This is a genomic window from Lactimicrobium sp., assembly GCF_036453465.1.
GTDB lineage: Bacteria > Bacillota_I > Bacilli_A > Erysipelotrichales > Erysipelotrichaceae > Bulleidia.
The window spans coordinates 57026-78643 of the sequence record NZ_JAZHUW010000006.1 but is presented as its reverse complement, the minus strand read 5'-3'; the positions used below and the strand labels follow the sequence as shown (position 1 = coordinate 78643).

The 21618-nt window shown below is 49.1% G+C and carries 24 protein-coding genes and 1 tRNA gene; 5 read left to right on the top strand and 20 right to left on the bottom strand.

Annotation, left to right across the window (positions count from 1 at the left end; genetic code table 11):
* Window positions 1-93: 93 nt before the first annotated feature.
* Together SOI44_RS02965 and SOI44_RS02960 are read right to left on the bottom strand one after the other, a co-directional pair.
* Window positions 94-167, bottom strand: a tRNA-Arg gene (locus SOI44_RS02965).
* A gap of 45 nt (window positions 168-212) precedes the next feature.
* A complete protein-coding gene (locus SOI44_RS02960) occupies window positions 213-683 on the bottom strand; it encodes a metallophosphoesterase family protein (RefSeq protein ID WP_331347751.1) in 471 nt (156 codons plus the stop codon).
* Window positions 684-759: 76 nt separating this feature from the next.
* Between SOI44_RS02960 and SOI44_RS02955 the strand changes: the two genes are divergently transcribed.
* Complete coding sequence (locus SOI44_RS02955; RefSeq protein WP_331347750.1) at window positions 760-1128, top strand: hypothetical protein; 369 nt, start codon at window positions 760-762, stop codon at window positions 1126-1128.
* A gap of 6 nt (window positions 1129-1134) precedes the next feature.
* Here SOI44_RS02955 and uvrC read toward each other — a convergent pair whose 3' ends face one another.
* The 3 genes from uvrC to SOI44_RS02940 are packed head-to-tail and all read right to left on the bottom strand — an operon-like array spanning window position 1135 to window position 5938.
* Window positions 1135-2934, bottom strand: a complete 1800-nt coding sequence (gene uvrC / locus SOI44_RS02950) for an excinuclease ABC subunit UvrC (protein WP_331347749.1) — start codon at window positions 2932-2934, stop codon at window positions 1135-1137.
* Complete coding sequence (locus SOI44_RS02945) at window positions 2934-5252, bottom strand: endonuclease MutS2 (protein WP_331347748.1); 2319 nt, start codon at window positions 5250-5252, stop codon at window positions 2934-2936. The genes uvrC and SOI44_RS02945 overlap by 1 nt, the downstream gene beginning before the upstream one ends.
* Window positions 5249-5938, bottom strand: coding sequence for a CvpA family protein (locus tag SOI44_RS02940; protein ID WP_331347747.1), 690 nt, complete (start codon window positions 5936-5938; stop codon window positions 5249-5251). The genes SOI44_RS02945 and SOI44_RS02940 overlap by 4 nt, the downstream gene beginning before the upstream one ends.
* 67 nt (window positions 5939-6005) lie before the next feature.
* Here SOI44_RS02940 and rnhC point away from each other — a divergent pair, with 67 nt between their 5' ends.
* Complete coding sequence (gene rnhC, locus SOI44_RS02935) at window positions 6006-6911, top strand: ribonuclease HIII (RefSeq protein ID WP_331347746.1); 906 nt, start codon at window positions 6006-6008, stop codon at window positions 6909-6911.
* Between the two features lie 7 nt (window positions 6912-6918).
* On the opposite strand, the gene SOI44_RS02930 is transcribed toward rnhC, so the two are convergent.
* The 6 genes from SOI44_RS02930 to SOI44_RS02905 are packed head-to-tail and all read right to left on the bottom strand — an operon-like array spanning window position 6919 to window position 10339.
* On the bottom strand, window positions 6919-7617 hold the full coding sequence (locus SOI44_RS02930; RefSeq protein ID WP_331347745.1) for a DUF4357 domain-containing protein: 699 nt from the start codon (window positions 7615-7617) through the stop codon (window positions 6919-6921).
* An 18-nt stretch (window positions 7618-7635) separates the two neighbouring features.
* Window positions 7636-8145: a deoxycytidylate deaminase gene (locus SOI44_RS02925; RefSeq protein ID WP_331347744.1), complete on the bottom strand. Its 510-nt coding sequence runs from the start codon at window positions 8143-8145 to the stop codon at window positions 7636-7638.
* Window positions 8146-8172: 27 nt separating this feature from the next.
* Window positions 8173-9081 carry an RluA family pseudouridine synthase gene (locus tag SOI44_RS02920; protein WP_331347743.1) on the bottom strand — a complete coding sequence of 303 codons (909 nt, stop codon included), beginning with the start codon at window positions 9079-9081 and terminating at the stop codon, window positions 8173-8175.
* Window positions 9074-9526 carry a signal peptidase II gene (lspA, locus tag SOI44_RS02915; RefSeq protein ID WP_331347742.1) on the bottom strand — a complete coding sequence of 151 codons (453 nt, stop codon included), beginning with the start codon at window positions 9524-9526 and terminating at the stop codon, window positions 9074-9076. The genes SOI44_RS02920 and lspA overlap by 8 nt, the downstream gene beginning before the upstream one ends.
* Window positions 9527-9529: 3 nt before the next feature.
* Complete coding sequence (locus SOI44_RS02910; protein ID WP_331347741.1) at window positions 9530-10036, bottom strand: hypothetical protein; 507 nt, start codon at window positions 10034-10036, stop codon at window positions 9530-9532.
* Between the two features lie 42 nt (window positions 10037-10078).
* Window positions 10079-10339, bottom strand: a complete 261-nt coding sequence (locus SOI44_RS02905; protein WP_331347740.1) for a TIGR03905 family TSCPD domain-containing protein — start codon at window positions 10337-10339, stop codon at window positions 10079-10081.
* 67 nt (window positions 10340-10406) lie between these two features.
* On the opposite strand from SOI44_RS02905, the gene SOI44_RS02900 reads away from it, so the two are divergent.
* The gene (locus SOI44_RS02900) at window positions 10407-11504 is read left to right on the top strand and encodes a DEAD/DEAH box helicase (protein ID WP_331347739.1); all 1098 of its coding nucleotides are present in this window, start codon (window positions 10407-10409) and stop codon (window positions 11502-11504) included.
* A gap of 112 nt (window positions 11505-11616) precedes the next feature.
* On the opposite strand, the gene rbr is transcribed toward SOI44_RS02900, so the two are convergent.
* From rbr to SOI44_RS02870, 6 genes are all read right to left on the bottom strand, one after another.
* On the bottom strand, window positions 11617-12156 hold the full coding sequence (rbr, locus tag SOI44_RS02895) for a rubrerythrin (protein ID WP_331347738.1): 540 nt from the start codon (window positions 12154-12156) through the stop codon (window positions 11617-11619).
* 66 nt (window positions 12157-12222) lie between these two features.
* A complete protein-coding gene (locus SOI44_RS02890) occupies window positions 12223-13722 on the bottom strand; it encodes a hypothetical protein (protein ID WP_331347737.1) in 1500 nt (499 codons plus the stop codon).
* Window positions 13719-14432, bottom strand: coding sequence for an ABC transporter ATP-binding protein (locus SOI44_RS02885; RefSeq protein ID WP_331347736.1), 714 nt, complete (start codon window positions 14430-14432; stop codon window positions 13719-13721). Before SOI44_RS02885 ends, SOI44_RS02890 begins: the two co-directional genes overlap by 4 nt.
* A gap of 66 nt (window positions 14433-14498) precedes the next feature.
* Window positions 14499-15926, bottom strand: coding sequence for a sensor histidine kinase (locus SOI44_RS02880; RefSeq protein ID WP_331347735.1), 1428 nt, complete (start codon window positions 15924-15926; stop codon window positions 14499-14501).
* On the bottom strand, window positions 15910-16587 hold the full coding sequence (locus SOI44_RS02875) for a response regulator transcription factor (protein ID WP_331347734.1): 678 nt from the start codon (window positions 16585-16587) through the stop codon (window positions 15910-15912). The genes SOI44_RS02880 and SOI44_RS02875 overlap by 17 nt, the downstream gene beginning before the upstream one ends.
* Window positions 16588-16655: 68 nt before the next feature.
* Complete coding sequence (locus tag SOI44_RS02870) at window positions 16656-17504, bottom strand: Mrp/NBP35 family ATP-binding protein (RefSeq protein WP_331347733.1); 849 nt, start codon at window positions 17502-17504, stop codon at window positions 16656-16658.
* 141 nt (window positions 17505-17645) lie between these two features.
* Here SOI44_RS02870 and SOI44_RS02865 point away from each other — a divergent pair, with 141 nt between their 5' ends.
* Window positions 17646-18929 (top strand): adenylosuccinate synthase, encoded by a 1284-nt coding sequence (locus SOI44_RS02865; RefSeq protein WP_331347732.1) that lies wholly within the window; start codon window positions 17646-17648, stop codon window positions 18927-18929.
* Complete coding sequence (locus SOI44_RS02860) at window positions 18929-19732, top strand: copper homeostasis protein CutC (RefSeq protein WP_331347731.1); 804 nt, start codon at window positions 18929-18931, stop codon at window positions 19730-19732. Before SOI44_RS02865 ends, SOI44_RS02860 begins: the two co-directional genes overlap by 1 nt.
* A 63-nt stretch (window positions 19733-19795) precedes the next feature.
* Here SOI44_RS02860 and SOI44_RS02855 read toward each other — a convergent pair whose 3' ends face one another.
* From SOI44_RS02855 to SOI44_RS02845, 3 genes are read right to left on the bottom strand one after another with little or no spacing between them, the layout of a single operon-like run.
* Complete coding sequence (locus SOI44_RS02855; RefSeq protein ID WP_331347730.1) at window positions 19796-20212, bottom strand: DUF4358 domain-containing protein; 417 nt, start codon at window positions 20210-20212, stop codon at window positions 19796-19798.
* Between the two features lie 55 nt (window positions 20213-20267).
* The gene (scpB, locus tag SOI44_RS02850) at window positions 20268-20876 is read right to left on the bottom strand and encodes an SMC-Scp complex subunit ScpB (protein WP_442914577.1); all 609 of its coding nucleotides are present in this window, start codon (window positions 20874-20876) and stop codon (window positions 20268-20270) included.
* Window positions 20873-21607, bottom strand: a complete 735-nt coding sequence (locus tag SOI44_RS02845; protein WP_331347729.1) for a segregation and condensation protein A — start codon at window positions 21605-21607, stop codon at window positions 20873-20875. Before SOI44_RS02845 ends, scpB begins: the two co-directional genes overlap by 4 nt.
* Between the last annotated feature and the right edge of the window lie 11 nt (window positions 21608-21618).

Genomic DNA, 21618 nt, shown 5'->3' with positions numbered 1-21618 from the left:
AAGAGGTTTTAATAAATAAAATTAATTAAAAAAAAAAAAAAAAAAAAAAAAAACTGCATTATATAGTGATATAACACAGTGCATTTAAATAAATGTCCTGGAAGAGATTCGAACTCTTGACCACACGCTTAGAAGGCGTGAGCTCTATCCAGCTGAGCTACCAGGACAGCATTGCTATAGTACCAAAGGTGAAACAAGATTGCAAGCAGAAATCAATAGCGTTCCAGGTGTGCTTCAATCTTTTTCCCATCCAGCATCACCCGCATATAGCTTGGCCGGCTGCCATCCCGGTTATGCCAGATGGAACCCGGATTGAGAAGACGAATACCATCCACCGTATCATCAAACGGAATGTGGGTATGGCCGAAGCAAACCAGATCACAGCCATTCTGCTTTGCCAGCCTGGCAAGCATGTCATATTTACCAAAGAAGAAATCACGGTGGCCATGGGTCAGCAGAATGCGGTGTTCGCCCAGATCAATGATCTGGTGCAGAGGATACGCACCATAGGCATCGTTGTTGCCCTGCACACTGGCAAAGCCTGCCATCAATGAAGCTGGCAGTTCACTGTCACCGCAGTGCAGGAAGGCATCATAGTCATGGTATTCCTGCTGCAGCCAGGCCAGCGGCTCACGCAGCCCGTGATTGTCAGAAACAAGAATCATCCGGATTTCTTTACTCATAGCATACGTAATTATAACGATTTCCATTCATCTGGCTATGAATTTTCGTGTAAAATGAGAGCAGGAGAAAAGTAATATGCTGAATTTATATCCGTGGAATCTGTGGATACTGTGGGCATCCATTATCCTTCTGGTTGTTTTTCTGATCATTCTGGCCACGCATGCCGTACCCCTGCTGAAAACCATCAAGCAGATCTCAAAACAGGTTTCTGGCCTGCAGGAACGTCAGAAAGCACTGCAGATCCGTAAGGAAGTCCTGCAGGAAAAAGGAGCACAGGTCAAGAAGAGTGCAAAGCCTGCCCTGGTGCTGCTGCCCATGCTGTATGCCCTGCACCAGCAGCGTAAAAAACATCCGGAACAGGATATGAAAGAAGCCATGAATCAGGTCATGATGGACAAGATCCGCAAACAGGATCTGCGTGATCTGCTGGCATCGCTGCACTGAAAAACGTCACAGACTATCATCTGTGGCGTTTTCATTTTCATGCAGTGCTTCAAAGACAAGATGAGCAGTTTCCTTCGGCACCACTTTGGCAATTTCCTCTTCAGGTGCTGCTTTCAGATTGGTAAAGTTTCCAAATGTCTTCAGCAGCAGACGTTTGCGTTTGGGACCGATGCCCTCAATTTCATCCAGAATCGACTTTGTCTGTGCCTTGGCACGCAGCTTGCGGTGATATGTAATCGCCACCCGGTGTACCTCATCCTGCATTCTTGTCAAAAGGAAGAACAATGAGGAATCCTTGGGAATATCAAATGTCTGTCCATCGGTATCCATCAGGGCATTGGTATTGTGATGGTCATCCTTGACCAGACCCATCAGCTTGATCTTATCTGAAATACCTAACGCATCCAGAATGTCTTTGGCAGCTTCGATCTGCGTCCAGCCGCCATCCACGAGGATCCCATCCGGCAGTCTGCCGTTTTCATTCACAAGACGGAAATAGCGCCGGTAGACAACTTCTTTCATGGAGTCTACATCACTGTTGGCAGTGTGCAGACGGTACAGGCGGTAATCCTTGCGGTCCGGAACCCCATCTTCATAGACAACACATGCCGCGACCGTAAATTGGCCTGCAGTATGGGAGTTATCAAACAGTTCTACCCGGTTCATCTCATGGTTGGCCAGCTTGCTTAACTGTTCCACAGCCATCTCAGTTTCTGAATCCTGCTTTTCCACGGTCTGGAATTTGAGATCAAGCTGTTTCTTTGCATTGTCAATGCACATCTCAATCAGATGCTTCCGGTATCCCTTCTGGGGCTGGGTGACTTTGACATTGAGGATGGATGCCATCTGCTCAGCCGTGTCTGCTTCAATTTCATTGGGAATGACAAGCTCGCTGCTGACAGGATGGTCCTGATAGTACTGCATGACAAAGGAGATGAATTCTTCTTTGGCATCACCATACAGCGGTCTTAAACGGAATTCTTTAGAAAGCACCACGCCCCTTCTGACCAGGAAGCCGGCAATGGCAAGATAGCCCTTGTCAAGATACCAGGCAAAGACATCGAGATTGCCGCGGCTGTCCTGTTCAATCAGCTGCTGATCCTTGGTGACAGCCGTGACGCTTTCAATCATATTTTTATAGACAGCGGCCTTTTCAAATTCCAGCTTTTCACTGGCTGCCATCATCTTTTCCTGCAGCTGATGGACAATGTCACCGGTATCACCGTTCATGAAGCGGGTGACCTGAGCTGCCATCTCCTTGTATTTGGCCGGATCGACGTCATAGACACACGGACCAAGGCACTGGCCCATATGATAGTACAGGCACAGTTTGGATGGCATATGCACGCAGCGCCGGAATGGATAGATGCTCTGCAGCAGCTTCATCGTATTGCGGGCAGCCGTCACATCCGGAAACGGGCCGAAGTATTTTGCCTTCTTGTCTTTCTTCATATCCCTGGCAATGGTCAGTCTGGGATAGTCTTCATTGGTCAGCTTGATGTAAGGATAGGTGGAATCATCCATGAACTGGATGTTGTATTTGGGCCGGTACTTCTTGATCAGGTTGATTTCCAGAATGAGAGATTCCTGCTCATTCTTGGTCACAATGAAGTCAAAGTCTTCAATGTGGGAAACCATCTTGGTTGTCTTGAAGTCATGGGCGCCGACAAAGTACTGGTTGACCCGGTTATGGAGGTCCTTGGCTTTGCCGACATAGATAATTTCCCCGTTTTTATCCTTCATCTGATAGCTGCCAGGCGCATGGGGAATGTTGCTGAGCTTTGCTTTGATATATTCTTTGTTCATTACTTCATTGTGACAACCGTTGCACCGGTTCCTCCCTCTGATGGTGCCCCCAGCCGGAATTCCTTGACCTGTTTGTCACGGGCAAGACGGGCATGGACGGCCTTGCGCAAAGCACCGGAGCCATCACCATGAATGATGCGGAAACTCTTGAGGCCATTGACCTTGGCCTCATCCAGGTAGGCATCCAGGCGTTCCATCGCCTCATCCACATGCATACCGATCAGGTTGCACTGGATCGGCATGGAAGAGAAGATAGACGATCTGGCCATCTGCACAGATGGTTCTTCTTTGACATGAGCGATCACATGATCACTTGGCACAATCTGGTTTTTCTTTACACGCATCTCTCTGCCATTGAACAGAATCGTGATATCTTTCTTCTCAATTCTGACAATCTCACATACAGTCGAAGATCCTTTCAGCTGGACAGCATCACCAACCTGATACTCATGGTGCTGGCTGGGAACGCTTTTTGGCTGCTCTTTGTCCACAAGTGCATTTAAAGCATGGCGCTGATTGATGGCCTCATGATAATGCGGCGTGCTCTGCACCTGGCGCATCTGCTTCATGATCGCATCGGCTTTGGCAGAAACCTGTTCCACATAGGCACGGGCCTCTTCCTCTGCCTTGTCCTGGATCTTTTCTTTCTGGGCATCCAACTGTTTCTGTGCAGCTTCCAGCTGTGCCTTCAGCTTTTTGTTTTCTGCAATCTCAGCATCCAGTTTCTGCTGCTTTTCCAGATTCAGCTGCAGCTGTGCCTCCAGGCGCTCAATCAGCTTGTCCTCATCCGACTTTGACTGTTCCTTCAAAAAGGCCGCATATTTGATGATGCTTTTCGGCAGGCCATAGCGCTGGGCAATGGCAAAGGCATTGGACTGGCCTGTCAGCCCTTCCACGTACTGATAGGTTGGTTCCAGCTTTTCCATATCAAACTGCACCGATGCCAGCAGAATATCCTTGTGACGCTTGCCATAGGCTTTTAAGCGATTGTAATGAGTTGTGGCAACGGTCATGCACTGACGGCTGCGCAGTTCATTCAGAATCGCAATGGCCAGTGCTTCACCTTCGCTTGGATCTGTACCGGAGCCAACTTCATCCAGCAGCACCAGGGACTTGTCCGTGGCATATTTACAGATCTCTGCCTGATGGGTGACATGGGCACCAAAGGATGACAGTGAGGATACAACACTCTGGTCATCGCCGATATCCGCAAACACTCTGTCAAAGTATGGCAGCGTACAGAAAGCACAAGTAACCGGCATGCCGGCATAGCTCATCATCACAAACAGGCCGATGACTTTCAAAGAAACTGTCTTGCCGCCGGTATTAGGACCGGTAATTAAAAGGGTATGCTGGGGGTCGCACAGATGGTAGTCATTGGCCACCACCCTGGCAGGGTCAATGAGCGGATGGCGTGCCTTCTCGATGATGATCTTTTTCTCATCCGTCATTGCGGCACAGCAGGCATCATGTTCTTTTCCCCATCTTGCCTTGGCAAAGATGCCATCAAGAATGCCAAGTGTATTGATGTTGGCAATTTCTTCTCTGGCTGCAGCCTGAACGGCCTGTGAGCATTTTGCAAGGATCTTATGAATCTCATCCTGTTCCTTTGCCATCAGGTGTTCTTTCCGGTTGTTCAAAGGTACTAAAGCAGCTGGTTCCACGTAGCTGGCACTGCCGGAGGCAGAGTCGCCATAGACCATGCCGCCAAACGTATTCTTATCGCTGGCTTTGACAAGGACAACTGCCCTGCCGGCTCTGGTTGTGACAATGGAATCCACAACACTGCCGGCATGCTGAGACAGGAAACGATTGGCTGCCGCCGCAATTTCGCCATCGCAGCGCCTCATCTCAGAGCGTACATGGCGCAGGCCTTCGGAGGCACTGTCCTTGACTTCGCCATAGTCATTGAAACAGGTCTGCAGCTGGTGCAGCAGCCGTTCATGTACAATCAGTGAAGAAAACAGTTCATGCAGGGCCGGATGATCTACTTCCTGCAGATCTTTCTCATAATTCACAGCTGCCCGCACGCCTTCAATCAAACGCATCTCCGCAAGGAAATCCTGCTCGCCAAGAATCCTGCCGCGGTCTGCACTTTCTAACATCGAACGGATATCCTTGACACCGGGAAATGGCATCGGGCCGATATGTACGACACAGGCAAGTGCCTCTGAAATACGGGCAAGATTACGCCGGATCAGCAGTGGATCATAAGCCGGCTGACTGTTGGCAACTTCCTGTTTACCCAGTGAAAAGGCACAGTACTGTTCCATCTGTGCCTTGATGACATCAAATTCGAGTGCCTTTTCCAGACTCATGAATTTCCCTCACTTCCTGCGGTTGGCGCCACCTGGTCAATCTGGCTGCTGTCATAGTTATGCTCGGAAAGCCATTTGCGGATAGTCTCACGCTGCTGTGACTGCAGGCCCTTGGCATCTTCAAACAGTTCCAGGAAGGCATCGGTGCGTGTAAATGGCTCAATATATGGTCCGGCCACTTCTGACACCTTGTTTTCGACGGTACCGATCAGAGTTCCCTGGATGACGGCATTGCCGTTGGAAAACAGAGGCAGAGAGAGGATCACACAGAAGACCAGTGTCCAGATGATGGCAGCACCGGTTTGAAACAGTGCGCCAAGAATGGAAGAGATGATATGAATGCCGGGGATGCGCTGGATGCCTTTGGCAATATTTTCCAGCAGGGCAAAGATGATCTTCAGTGCGGCAAAAACGATCAGGAACCAGATGAGTTCATTGGAGAACTGATAGGCCGCATTGGCAATGGCCGTATTCTGCATGGCTGCTGCAGAGCGTGGCAGCAGATGCACAAAGTCAGACAGTACCGGTGCCAGCAGCCAGGCGATCCAGACCGAGGCCAGGGTGCCGGCCAGATTGATCACTGCCCGCAGAATACCCTTCTGCCAGCCAAGGGCAAACATCAGTACGTAGAAACATGCCAATACAACATCAACGATCAGAAATGCCTGATCAGGAATCGTAATCATCGTGTGTCCTCCTTCCTTTTTTGACTCCATTATACCCTGATGATAAAGATCACGGTAAAATAGAGCCATGTCGAACAATACCATTACACTTACATTAACAGCCAGACAGGCTTCACTGCTGTTTGATAAGCTGAAAGAATACAGCCATCCTGCCCCTGCCTATGCCAGATGGCAGCTGCGTCCTGAAAACTGTGTCATCACGTGCTATCAAAGCGGCAAGACTGTCTTTCAGGGCAAAGATGCACAAATCTATGCATCGCCATTTCTGCGTACGCAGACAGAGCCAGCCACACCTTCCACCATTACATCCGCAAAAGCAGTGCAGACAAATGTCTTTCCCCAGGCAGGCTCAGATGAGGTTGGCACCGGTGATTACTTTGGTCCGGTTTGTGTCTGTGCCACGATTGTAGATGAAAGCACCCTGTCCAAGGTGAAAGCACTTGGTGTGCGTGATTCCAAGAAACTGAGTGATGATGATATCCGTAAGATCGGTCCGCAGCTGGAAGCCCTGCTGCCGCATTCTTTATTGATTGTTACACCAGCTAAATACAACCAGGTCCATGATGCGTATAACATCAATGCGATCAAAGCACTGCTGCACAATCAGGCTTATGTGAATCTGAAGAAGAAATACGGCCTGCCGTCTTTCTGCATGATTGACCAGTTTACACCGGAGAAGTCCTATTACCGCTATCTGCAGGGGGCAAAGGAAATCCAGTATGGCATCCATTTCCAGATCAAAGCAGAAGATCAATATCCTGCTGTCGGGGCTGCCAGTGTCATTGCCAGATATGCTTTTTTAACAACGTGGGACCAGATGGAAAAGCAGTGGGATATGGCATTCCAGAAAGGTGCCGGAGCAAAAGTCGATGCATGTGCACTGGCATTTGTCCAAAAGTATGGAATGGAAAAGCTTGACCAGGTAGCCAAGCTTCACTTCCAGAATACTCGTAAATTACAGGATGCCCTGTAATTCCTGTTTATTCTTCTGTCTTTTGTGTCTTTTCTTTCTGCCGAAAGACATCGATCAGCCGATCATTTTCATCAAGCCATTTCGTCCATCCATCTGCAGACGTTCCAAGGACGACAGAAGCAGCTGCGGATGGTGATTTACAGGTAACATCTTCCTGAAGTACATTGTTTTCAATCAGGGCATCTGCTCTTTCTTTTGGCATCTTTGCGTTTGCGGAAGCAGGTGCACAGATACTTCCTTTCTTGACGATGAAGGAGCCATCGATGACTTCCATCTTCGCGCTCACAATGCCGAAACCAGTTCTTCTGGCAGTGAGATGATACATCCCATCCGGCACTTTCTGCCAGTCCTGATTCAGATCTGCTTCCTGAGCAGCAGTATGGAAAACCTGTTCCTTGGTTTCATCTTTCGGGTAGATCTTTGTACCTTCAAAGGAAGACAGAAGCTCTACTGCCCGATCCGTGTCCAATGCAAACAGTTCTGTATTGGGAACCCGTGACCGGTCAAAGATCGCATCAAGCATCTGTTCCTTCTCATCATAATCTTCAACTTCGATTGCAAACCGGCGTTTCAACCCCTTCACATTGGCATAGCCATTGTGCTCCAGAATATACATTCTGGAATCATACTGCTCTGTTCTGGTCTTGCCGATTTTGATCAATCCTGGAACAACCGTTGTCATGATGTAGAGAATTCCTTTTGCCATATCTGTTTCCCGGAAAACTTATTTAGTTTCTTTGTATTCAGGGTTGCGCAGCTTATCCACATGGAGAACAACGGTATTTTCCAGCTGAACAAGTTCAATGCCGGCAGCCTTTAACATTCTGCGGCTGGCAATGGTTGTATCTGTATTCTGGTATTTGTCGGATTCATAGACAATTCTGCGGATGCCTGCCTGGATGATGGCTTTGGCACATTCATTGCAGGGAAACAGAGATACATAGAGTGTGCAGCCGGATACCGGATACTTGGAATTCAGGATAGCATTGAGTTCGGCATGAACAACAAAGGCATACTTTGTCTGCAGCAGAGCACCTTCCCTGCTCCATGGGAAGATATCATCGCTGCATCCTTTGGGCATGCCATTGTAGCCAACGGAAACCACCCGGTGATTTTCATCCACAATCGCAGCCCCAACCTGGGTGTTGGGATCTTTGGAACGCAAAGCAGAAAGATGGGCCAGTCCCATGAAGTACTCATCCCATGTCAATACGTCTTTTCTTTTTCCTTCCATTGTTGTTTCCCTTCTTTCTGTGATTTCTTACTTCTGCTTTTCCAGCAGATCCAGTAATTGCTGGAAGTATGCCGGCAGCGGTGCTTCAAAGACCATGGTCTTACCAGTGGATGGGTGCACAAGGGTCAGGCGGTATGCATGCAGCACCTGTCCCTGGGTATCCATCAGCTTGCATTTGTGACCATACTTTTCATCGCCAAGCACCGGATGGCCGCAGTATTTCATATGCACGCGGATCTGGTGGGTGCGGCCGGTTTCCAGCCGGCATTCAATATAGGTTGTATCACGAAATCTTTCCAATACACGGTAATGGGTGCGGGCAGCTCTGCCATGGACATCCGTGACCGCCATTCTCTGCCGGTTGCGGGGATCACGGCCAATGGGCGCATCAATGACGGCCGCATCGCCATCCAGAATACCCTCTACAATGGCACGGTATTCACGGTGGCATGTCTTATCTTCCAGCTGCTTAGCCAGAGATCTGTGGGCTGCATCGTTTTTGGCAACAACCAGACAGCCGGTTGTATCCTTGTCAATCCGGTGCACAATGCCTGGCCGCAGTACACCGTTGATGCCGGAAAGATCATGGCAGTGATACAGAAGTGCATTGACAAGCGTGCCGTTTTCATGGCCTGGGGCCGGATGGACAACCATGCCCTTGGGTTTGTTTACAACGATGATGTCGCTGTCTTCATACAGGATATCCAGCGGAATGTTTTCCGGTTCTACCTGCAGTTCCTCATCTGCAGGTATTTCTGCTTCAATGACTTCGCCATCACTGAGTTTATAGCTGCTTTTGACTGGTTTCTCATCGACTTTGACAAGGCCTTGCTCACACAGTGTCTGTACTCTTGTGCGGGAGAGCTTTGAGACAGCGGCAAGATAGCGGTCAATGCGGATCGGTTCTTCGGTTTCTACTGTAAATGTCTCAAGCATGCTTGTCCTCTTTCAAAGACGCCAGAATCAGCATGATCACACCGACGGTCAGGGCAATATCGGCGACATTGAAGACCGGGAAGTTATAGCCAAAGGGATAGAAATCAAAGAAGTCACGGACATAGCCAAGCCAGATGCGGTCGACCATATTGCCGGCTGCCCCGCCGATCATCAATGCCAGGGCGATTGTGATCCACTTCTTCGGTTTTTTCGTGATGACATACCAGAGCATGATGCCAATGGCCACGGCAGATACAAGGGCCAGCAGCTGGGTTTTATCTGAGAAGACAGACCAGGCAGCACCGGTATTTTTGACGTAAGTCAGATAGAAGAAGTTATGAATCACTTCAATACTTCTTGTCTGCAGAACAGTGGAAGATTGTACGGCATATTTGGTAAGCTGGTCCACTGCCAGCACGATCACAGCGATGATTGCAGTCATCATTGGCTATTTGCTCCTTTCCGTAAAGACGGCATGCTCTTCCAGCATGTACGGTTCATATCTGGCCGCATTCTTTTCATAGGCATGGTCAAAGTCGGATGTCGAATACTCCTGTTCCAGACGGTCCAGCAGAATCTTCTTCATGAGCGCACTGTCATGGGCATTGAAGTTTCCTTCCCGGCTGAGCAGGACTCTGCCCTTTTCATCCGCCAGGACAATCTGCCAGCCAAACTGTGAAGTCTCTTTCATAGATGCGATCATGCCTGCATCCGCATCCTTCATGCAAAGCGGCATATCACTTGGCTCCAGGCAGTCATCAATGGTTAAAACAAACAGGTCAAGGATGCCTTTGGATACAAAGGATACCGTGACTTCACGGTGGGCGGCACTGTGCAGCTCATCTTTCTGCCATACTCTGTCCTTGACAATAAAAAGAAAAGTTCCGCGGTCATAATCCACCCAGATGCCATCTGGGCTGCCCGCCAGTTTTTTACTGATTTCATCTGTATTCATAGCGCAGATATTCTAGCATACAAACAATAAAAAAAGACACAGTCAGTGCTGTGCCTCATAGGCACTCAGAGCCTTGGCAATCTGATCCGGGCAGGATGTAGGCTTAATACCGCAGGTAATGCCATCCAGGCGGGAAATCACATCTTCCACTTTCATCCCCTTCAGCAGAGCACCGATGCCCTTGAGGTTGCCATTGCAGCCGCCGATAACTTCCAGATTCTGAACAGTGTCGGTATTCTCATCAATGTCAAACATCATCTTGATGGAGCAGGTTCCTTTCGGGCTGTATTCAAAATGTTTCATAGGATGCCTCCGGCCTTAGTGTAACACAAACTGTGTACAATTCTGTGGAATGTGCTATTTTGGTGGCATGGAAATTCAGGATTTCAAAGAGCCGCTGCAGAAAGCACTGGCAGCGATGCATATTGTTTCTTTTGCAAGGGTGCAGGACAGTATGAAGGATGTACTTGACGGTCATGATCTGCTTGTCAATGCCCCGACGGGTTCTGGCAAAACACTGGCATACCTTCTGCCCCTGCTGCAGAAGATGGAGCCGCAGGGAAAAGGACGCCATCTGCCCCATGCTTTGATTCTGGTACCAACCAGAGAGCTTGCCCTGCAGACGGCTGCCACCGCCAGAAAGCTGCTGGCATATGAGGAAGGTATCCGCACGGCGGTATTGACGGGTGGCGTGGATATGCAGGTGCAGATCCGCTCCTTTCACCATGGGGCAGACCTGGTCATCGGCACCCCTGCCCGCATCAAGGACCATCTGCGCCGTCATACCTTGAAAACGCAGGCCATCGAAAGTGTTGTGCTGGATGAGTGTGATGTGATGCTGTCCATGGGCTTTGTCAATGATGTGATGGATATTCTCAATGAGCTGCCCGATCACCAGACCCTGCTATATTCCGCCACCTTCACACCTCAAGTGCTTTCTTTATCCAAACAGATCCAGAAGGATCCCATTCAGGTTACGGTAAAACATGATGAAGCCATGGCCCAGCATATTGCCGTGCATGCCCTGATCACACTGGAAAACCGCAAGCTGGATGCCTTGAAACATATCCTTGGTTCTCAGCATGCCCTGGTTTTCTGCAACACAAGAAAAACATGTGCCTTTGTGGCAGATCACCTGCCTCAGGCCAAAGCCATTCACTCCGAAATGGACATGAAGGAGCGCAAACAGATCATGGCGGACTTCCGCACCGGCAGTCTGCCTGTGCTTGTGGCAACCGATGTTGCAGCCAGAGGCATTGATATTCCGTTTGTTTCACTTGTGATCTGCTATGATCTGCCAGATCAGAATGACAGTCTGATCCACCGGGTTGGCCGGGCATCAAGGGACGGCCGCCAGTCCGATGCATGGATCTTTGTGACAAATGAGCAGAAAGATACAGATCTGGAAGACATTTTGAAAACAAAGGTGGAAGTGAAAAGACTGCCAAGAAAGCTGCACACAAAATGAATCACAATTCTCACGGCATCCTGCCTTCTGGCACAGATGCCGTTTTCTTTTGCCATCTGCTGTCACAGCAACAAAAAAAAGCAGCCCGCAGGCTGCTTGTGAATCCTCATTCTCAGTAATTTTCTTTGCGGACTTCGAAGAAAGACTGCGGATGCTGGCAGACAGGGCATACCTTCGGGGCTGTCTTGGAAACAACCGTATAGCCGCAGTTGCGGCACTGCCATGTGACTTCATCCTTCTTGACGAAGACTTCCTTGTTCTGCAGGTTGGCCAGCAGTTTGTTGTAGCGTGCTTCATGGGTATTCTCAACTGCAGCCACACCTCTGAATCTTGCGGCAATCTCCTTGAAGCCTTCCTGATCAGCCACCTCAGCAAACTCCTTGTACATCTGTGTCCACTCGTAGTTCTCACCGGCAGCGGCCTGTTTCAGATTGTCTTCCGTATCATGGATACTGCCGCCCTGCAGATACTTGAACCACAGTTTTGCATGTTCCTTTTCATTCAGTGCTGTCTCAGCAAAGATTGCGGCAATCTGCTCATAGCCATCCTTCTTTGCCTGGCTGGCAAAGAAATCATACTTTGTGCGCGCCTGACTCTCACCGGCAAATGCAGTTTCCAGATTTTTTTCTGTCTTTGAACCTTTCAATTCCATATCAAATAATCTCCTTTTGCAGATACAACTGCTGTCTTCAGTTTAGCACATTTTTGCCAGAATCGTTCAAAGGGATCGCATGCCGATTCTGCCAAAGAGTTTCCGTCCCTGCGTAAACAGAAGTGTGCCCATACCGGCCAGAGCAAGCAGGCTGATCGAGATGACAAGATCAATCTGTCCACGCACAAGGAATACGGCCTCCAGAATATAAACTGCATAGGAAACAAGCATGGCCATCAGCACTGCCCTGTTGAGTTTTCCCTTTGCAAAGCTGGGATAGCGCAGAAAGAAATACAGGCTGATTAATGCCGTGTTGATGCAGGATATCACAAGGATGAGAAGTCCCATAACAAGCATGCCGGTTTCCAGATGCCAGCGGTATGCCAATGTGATCATGCATACCGCTGAAAACGGGATGGAGCTGGCAATGCTGGACAGCACTCTGGCAAACAGGATATTGGATGGATCAATGGGCATGGACAGCAGAATCCACATCTGATCCTTGTCTTTTGCAAAGGCACTGGCAGGCTCCACGCCGGCATGTATGAAAAACAATAATATAACCAGAATGTTGGTGAAAACAGATGATGCATCTTTTCCTGGCAGGATGCTCAGCAGATCCTTGTTGGCAAACAGCAGTGCACTCATCACTGCCATCAGCAGCAGGCTGCTGTGCTGGGAAAACCAAAGACCGGCATCCCGGAAGGATTCATGCAGGAACAGATGCAGCAGTGCCTGCAGTGAACTGCGCACATGCATTTCCGTGTGGCTCTTGGCATGTTGTGCTTCCTGTGAAAGAGGCAGCCTGGAAATACGGCGGGATAATGGAAACAGCACCAGAACAAAGATGCCGGCATGCATCAGGACGGCAGCGATGCAGGCAGATACGTCCTGGCTGCCGATGCCCGTGGCCATCCAGTCCACGGCAAACAGGATATGATGCACAATGGGATCCATATTCCGGGTTGTACTGATGGTTTCAAAAAGAAAGGCACCGGCAATCAGCAGGATGACAAGCAGTACATTCAGCAGGTTTTCCATCTGCTGCTGGCTTTGATGATGCAGAGATATCTTCTTCATGCCATAGCCAAGCAGTGCACCAAGAGCACTTGGCAGCAAGGGAAAGCAGATAGCACACAGGATGGACAGAAGATGAAAATACCATAGGGCATTCTGGGTGGCATTGACAAGCAGAAACAGTGTGATCAGAAAAGCCAGGGAATACACATACTGGCTGATGAGAAAGACTGTCCAGCGCACGGCACTGACAGTGCCGGCTTTTATAGGCAACGCCTTTAACATGTCATCATCCTTGTTATGTGAAAAGATAGCATGGAACGCAAAGACGCCAAACAGCATGATCAAAATGGCATCGCCGCCCAGCAGCTGAAACAGGCTGTCAGCAGGAAAACCGTCATCCAGCATGAATGAGCCATAGGCCAGCCCGCAGAAAATCAGCAGTGCCTGGATCACAAGCATTGCCCCAAGGCCGGACAGACTGCCGTTTTTACCGGTGTTGTACTGGTTTTTCAGCTGTGCTTTCAGCAGAATGGAAAACGGTGTCATCCCGCTTTGCCAAGAAAGACATCTTCCAGGTTCTTTCCGCCCTGCAGCAGTTCTTTCGTTGTACCCTGCATAATGATTGTGCCATGGTTGAGAAATGAGATACTGTCACACAGATTTTCAACAACATCCAGAACATGGCTGGATAAAAAGACAGCACCGCCCTGCTGGCAGAGCTCATGCATTTTCTTTTTTAATATCCAGGCTGCTTTGGGATCGAGGCCGACAAATGGTTCATCCAGCACCAGAAGCTTTGGCTTGTGCAGCAGTGCCGCACAGATGGCGGCCTTCTGCTTTGTGCCATGGGACAGTGTGCCGATCTGTGCCCCCAGCTTGTCAGTGATTTCAAAATCTGTGCATTGCTGACGGATTTCTGCTTCTCTCTGCTGCTTTGATACACCGAAAATATCAGCCGTAAAATCAAGAAATTCACGGACCGTGAGATGTTCATAAAGATCCGGATTATCCGGCAGATAGGCAAGGATCCTGCGTGTATCAATAGAATGGACAGCCACGTCGATGCCATCAATCCAGATCGTTTCTTTCCGGGTGGGCAGGATCGAAACAAGGGTGCGCATCAGGGTTGTCTTGCCGGCACCGTTGGGACCGATCAGGCCATAGATTTCACCTGGCTTGATCTGCAGGTTTACACCATGGAGCACTTCTTGGCTGCCATAAGACTGGTGCAGATTTTTAATTTCTACAATATTCATGACAGTTACTATTGTAAATCATGCCTGCAGGGATAGGAAACACCGGAATAAAAAAGCAGTACGGCATTACTCAGCCATACTGCCTTCGCTATCTTTTACCAATGGAATTTCAAACCAGAAGGTGCTTCCTTCGTTTACCTTGCTGTTGACGCCATACTGAAAGCCATGCAGATCCAGAACCTGTTTGACGATGGCAAGGCCGATGCCGGAGCCCTGAGAAGGCCTTACATGTTCCTTGTCAATCTTATAGTAGCGGTCCCAGATATCCTTCAGTTTTTCTTCAGGAATGCCTTCGCCAAAGTCCTGCACCTCTGTTCTGACTTTGTCATCGTGTCTTTTCACCCGCACGATAATATGCTTGTTTTTACCAGAGTAGTTAATGGCATTGATCATGAAGTTATTGAAGACCTGCTCCATGCGTTTCTGATCCGCATGGACAATACAGCCTTCCTGAATTTCCTGTTCAATGACAAAATCTTCCTGATATTTGTAGACATCATATTTGCGCATCTGGATCTCAATCATCGCACCAAGATCAAAGTCTTCCTTCTGCAGCACAATCTTGTTTTCCTGCAGTTTGGAAAGATCCAGCAGATCATTGACCAGATTGTTCAGCCGCTTGGATTCATCGATGATGACCTGTATGTTTTCATCTGTCTTTTCTCCAGGCAGATCTCTCATCATTTCGCCATAGCCGGTAATCATCGTCAATGGTGTCCGCAGATCATGGGATACATTGGCAATCAGATCGCGCTTGGCTTTATCCGCCTTCTGGATATCGCCGGCAGCCTGCTGCAGGGTCTGGTTGAGCTCCTGTGCCTCCAGATACTGGTTGGTCGCAGGATCGGCATGGTATTCCCCTTTTGGCAGCTGCTTTGCGGCTTTGTTGATGACGGTCAGAGGCTTGGCAACACCGTTGTAGATCAGAACTGTCAGAATCACGACGGCTGCCAGGATCATCAGTGAGATGTAGACAAGCTGAATCGTCAGGGTGCGGGTTGTGGCACTGATGGGGGAAATGCCGCTGTAGATCATGATCACGGCATTGCCCTGCTCACCTTTGGCGATGCGGGCATATACAATGCTCTTGAAGCCATCCCGGCCATTGTCTTTTCCACCCGAAGAAAGAACGGAATAATACGTTTTATTATTGGAAATCTGGGCATACCCGATCAAAGACGCCGTGTCTTCATCCGACATGTTTTTAAAAGCATCGCACATCTGTGAGCGCATCGTGAACTGATCAGAGGCATACCGCACTGATACACAGGCATCATTCTGGATACCTTCCTGCAGGATGACATTGCCAAGATCGTCACTGTCAATTTCAGAGACAATCTCATCTCCAACGGCTTTGACGGCTTCTACTTTGGAGTGTTCATACATGGGTTCCAGAAGTCCAACCTGGAAAACAAACAGTGTGAAGATCAGCACTGCGGCAAAAACAATCAGGTAGCGGCCGATTTTCCATTTCAGACTAACTTTCTTTTTCAAAACGATATCCCACCCCACGCAGTGTCACAATATCTCTGGCATATTCGCCAAGGTTTTTCCGCAGCAGCTTGATATGTGTGTCAAGGGTACGGTCATCTCCGAAGAAATCATATCCCCACACATTCTGCAATAATTGTTCACGGGTCAAAGCAATGCCGGCATTGTGGGCCAGATAGGCCAGCAGTTCATATTCTTTAGGAGAAAGCTGGACACGCTTGCCATCGATCGTGACGGTGCGGGCAGAGAAGTTGATCTCAAGACCGCCGGAGCGCAGCACTTCCCCTGCCTCACCGGCTGGTGATACCCGCTTGAGAATTGCATGGATGCGCATCATCAGTTCCTTGCTGGAAAAGGGCTTTACGACATAATCATCCACACCAATATCAAAGCCATGGATCTTGTCATACTCTTCGCCTAAAGCACTGAGCATGATAAACGGCATGCGGGGATGTGTCTTCTTGATTTCCTTGACAGCGGAAAAGCCATCCAGATTCGGCATCATGATATCCATAACGCAAAGATCATAGGCATTCTTCTCACACTTCTGCACAGCTTCCAGGCCGTCTTTTGCCTCATCGGTCTGGAACCCTTCATATTCTGCATATTTCCGGATCATATTCCGGATTTTTTCTTCATCGTCAACGATCAATATTCTGGTCATATGCCACTCTCCTTAGCAGTGATTGCAAGGTTATTTTACCGGTGTAATGTGACGGCTGTGTGATGAACTCAGATTTTTTCACAGGCATCTGCCACCGGCGCAATGCCATCCACAACCAGATCCTCAATGGTGCCTTCATCCGCTGCTTTGGCAATGCGCGGATCCAGCGGAATCTCACTTAACAAAGGCAGATTGTGCTTGGCAGCAATCTCTTTGGTATTGCCTTTGCCAAACGGGTAGATCTTTTCATGGCAGTTCGGGCATTCAACATAAGCCATGTTCTCCACCAGGCCGAGCACATTGATATGCATCTGCTCCGCCATATTGATGGCCTTTTCGACGACCATGCCGACCAGATCCTGCGGTGTGGTAACAACAATGATGCCATCCAGCGGATAAGACTGGAACGCTGTCAGCGGTACGTCGCCGGTTCCCGGAGGCATATCCACAAACATGTAGTCAACATTATCCCAGAGCACTTCGGTATAGAACTGCTTGAGCAGGTTGGTCACAATGGCAGCCCGCCAGATGACCGGTGTCTCATCATTGTCCAGCATCATATTGGTGCTGACAACCTGAATACCGTTTTTGGTCACAGCCGGATAGGCATAGGTGCCGTCTCCCATCAGCTTGTCATGAATGCCAAACGATTTTGCCTGGCTTGGTCCGGTGATATCACCGTCAATGACAGCAGCGCGGTATCCCCTTCTGGCCATTTCCGATGCCAGCAGACTTGTCACAAAGGACTTGCCGACGCCGCCCTTGCCAGATACAACGCCGATCATATGATGAATGACAGTCTTGTCCTTGGGTTCCAGATGAAAGGAAGCCTGGCTGCTGCGGGAAGCACAGTTGCTGCCGCAGCTGTCACAGTTATGGTTGCAGGTCTCCGGATTCTGATTCTGTTTCTCACTCATATCTTGATAATCTCCTTCAAATTCCAGTCATCATTGTAGCAGATCGCTGTTTAATTGCATGGATTGTGCATGTGTCTTCCTTCTTATGGTGATCATGTCCGCATCGTGCTACAATACTCCCGTTAAAAAGGAGGCCTATTCATGGCTGGTTATGTAGTTGTTGGAACCCAGTGGGGGGATGAAGGCAAAGGCAAAGTTGTTGATCTGCTGGGAACACATGTAAACATGGTGGTCCGCTATCAGGGCGGCAACAATGCCGGACATACGGTAGTTGTCAATGGTAAGAAGACGGTGCTGCACCTGCTGCCAAGCGGCATTCTCAATCACGATGCCCTGTGTGTCATCGGACCTGGTGTGGTTGTCAATCCGTTTGTTCTGTTCAAGGAAATTGATACGCTGGAAGCACAGGGTGTCAAATGCGACCATGTCAGAATTTCTGACCGTGCTCATATCCTGATGCCATATCATGTCAGACTGGATGAACTGGAAGAGCAGAGAGCTTCCAAATACCGGGTTGGTACAACCAAGAACGGCATCGGCCCCTGCTATGCAGATAAGTATTCCCGCATCGGCCTGCGCATGTGCGATCTCAAGGACTGGGATGTATTCCTGGATAAGCTGAAGGATACGCTGGAAATCAAGAATGCCGAGATCACCAAGGTCTTTGGCGGTGAACCGTTTGACTATGATGAGCTCGTCAAGCAGTTTGAGCCGATCCGTGACCGTATTTCACCAATGCTGTGTGATGCGACTGACCTTGTCAACAAAGCCCTTGCCGATAACAAGGTTGTCCTGTTTGAGGGTGCCCAGGCAAATATGCTGGATATCAACTACGGCACCTATCCGTTTGTGACTTCTTCTTCACCTACGGCTGCCGGTGTATTGGAAGGCGTTGGTGTTGGTCCAAAGGCACTGGATCATATCATCGGCATTGTCAAGGCATATTCCACCCGTGTTGGTGAAGGTCCGTTTGTGACTGAGCTGCTGGATGATACAGGAAAACTGCTGCGTGAAAAAGGTGCCGAGTATGGTGCTACGACCGGACGGCCGAGAAGAGTCGGCTGGCTGGATCTACCGGTTGTCCGCCAGGGTGTCAGAATCAATGGCCTGACAGAGCTTGCCATCACCAAGATTGATATTCTCTCCGGCTTTGACAAGCTGCCTGTGTGCATCGGCTATGACATCGATGGCAAGGTTTATGATACGGTACCGGCATCTCTGGAAGTCTATGGCAGAGCAAAGCCTGTCTATAAGGTCTTTGATGGCTGGAAAGAGGACATCTCTCATGTCACAAAGTTTGAGGACCTGCCGGAAAACTGCCAGAAGTATGTACGCTTCATTGAAGAGTACTGCGGCACAAAGGTTGCCCTTGTTTCGGTCAATCCGGAGCGTGAAGGCAATATCATTCTTTCCAGGATCATCTGATGATTGACAAGTTTCAGATAGAAATCTGTGCCGGCAGTCTGAGTGATCTTTTAACAGCAGATCAGTTTGATGAGGTTGACCGGGTTGAATTCAACAGTGCACTGGAACTGGGTGGGCTGACACCATCCTATGGTTCCTTCCTGCAGGCAAGAGAAAAGTCGAAAAAGCGCATCATCTGCATGGTGCGGCCGCGCGGAGCCGGCTTTGTGTACAGTGAGACAGAAAAAAACACCATGTTCCGTGATGCCCAGCTGTTTCTGGATGCCGGTGCCGATGGCATTGTCTTTGGCTTTCTGAATCCGGATCATACGGTTGATGAAGAAACAACAGCCAAGATGGTATCTTTGATTCACGGCTATGGCAAGGAAGCTGTCTTCCACAAAGCATTTGATGAAACACCGGATCCCATCCAGGCAGTACAGACACTGATCAATCTGGGTGTGCAGCGTATTCTGACTTCAGGCCAGAAGGAAAATGTCATGGCTGGCATTGATCTGTTGACAAAGCTGCAGAAAGACTATGGTTCCCGGATTGAAATCCTGCCTGGCGGCGGTGTCAAGGCTGACAACATTGTTTCCCTGCTGGATACAACCGGGTGTATGCAGTTTCATATGAGTGCCAAACAGATGAAGCATGACAGCGGCAGTTATCCGGCTGTCAGTGCTGACAATATCCGCAAAGTGCTTGTGAATCTGCAGGCTGCCCTTCATCAGGAAAATACCCTGACCAGAGAAGATCAGGATATGCTGAAAAATGACAGCTTTGAAAATATTGACTGGAATGATGAGGATGAACGTCCCTGAGTAACAAACACAGAGGCGGACCACCGTTTGGTGATCTGCCTCATTTTTGTTTTCTCTGCTGTTTTACTGCACCGCCTGTTTGGCGAGCTTTCTGGCTGCTTCAATATCAGAAGCGATGATGACAACGATCTTGTTGGAGCCGTTGTCTTCCATTACGGCATTGGAAATTTTGAAGATTTCCGTGGCATCATAGACATTTGTCTGTGTTTCCAGATTCTTGAGATAGTTCTGAATATCGGTTTTGGCAGTGTCAAAATCCGTGACATAGAAGACACCAACGGTATCGGCAGTGCCTGTGCTGCTCATCAGTACCGCTGCATCGCTGTACAGATCATCACCAGAGAAGATCATGCCTTTTACTGTACGGTTTTTCAATTGCTGAAGGGAATCTGACAAAGACAGTTTTTCGGCAATTTCATTGGCTTCAACAAGTGCCTGGGAAGCTGCGGTTGGCGAAGCAGAGGCTGCTGTCTGATGCATGGCACAGCCGCACAGACAAAGCACCATGAATGCACAGGAAATACATCTAATAAACTTACTGTGTAAACAAGTCATCATTTTTCTTATCATCCTGATTGAATTCCGGCAGATCAGGGAGCTCATCCAGGCTTAACAGCTGGAAGGCATCCATGAATTCATTGGTCACAGAATACAGAATCGGTCTGCCTGGTGCTTCGGACCTCCCGTCCTCCTTGACCAGTCCCCTTGCCATCAGTTTCCGTAACATAGCATCTGCACTCACACCGCGGATCTCTTCAATCTCCACTCTTGTTACAGGCTGTTTGTAGGCAATGATGGCCAGAGTTTCCAAAGCTGCCTGAGACAGCTGCGTTTTGGCATCTTTGGAGAACAGTCTGGCAGCATAGGTATGCACAAAGGCTTTGGTCAGAAAACGGTAGATATCGCCATAGCGCACCACTTCCAGGCCGCGCGCATCACTCTGCCAGATTTTCTGCAGCTGCACAAACAGTTCTTCTGCCTGTTTAGCACTGATGCCAAGCGTGTCAGCTGCCTGGGCAGCAGTAAGCCCTTCATCACCTGTCACAAACAAAAGTCCTTCCAGCACCGCCAGCTGTCTTTGTTTCAATTCTTCATCAGGCTGCTGGTCTGTTTCCATCTGTTTTTGTTCCAGCTGTTCACTCATGCCTTCCCTCCTTTGCCAAACCAGATCACATCATTTTCATCAACGTTGAATACAAGAATATGCAGACGGGCCAGATCCAATACGCTGAGGAACGTGGCAATGGCTTTGGGCAGAGAGTCCCGGCAGTCATCCAGCAGTGTTTCAAAGCGGAATGTATCCGGCAGCCTGTCCAGTCTTGCCCGCACTTCCAGCTCGCGGTCTTCAATCGAGATTTCCCTGACGGAAAAAGAGCGCTCCTGGGGATGGCTCAGCTGGATTCTGTGCAGCATCCGCTGCATGGCTTTCAAAAGGTCATAGGGAGACCCCTGTACCGGCTGATCTTCCCTTTCCGTACGGTATTTATCGGCCTCAATGGATAATGGCTTGCCCATCAACTGCTGGCGGGCCTCAAACATCTGGGCAAGGGCAGTGCTTGCTTCCTTGTACTGCTGGTATTCCAGCAGCCGTCTGACAAGCTTCTGTTTAGGATCTTCCTCATCTCCAGGTTCCTCATCCTGCTTTCCTGGCAGCATCATCCTGCTTTTATATTCGATCAATGAGGCCAGTTCTGCCAGATACTCCGAAGCAATCTCCAGATGCATCTGCTGCATGGAATTCAGATAGGCCATGTACTGATCACACAGCTCACTCATATCCAGATTCAGAAGGTCAAGCTTCTTTTCCTTGATCAGATGCAGCATCAGATCGAGCGGACCGTCAAACTTGTCAATCGTTACCGTAAATTCTTCCATATCGAAACGAT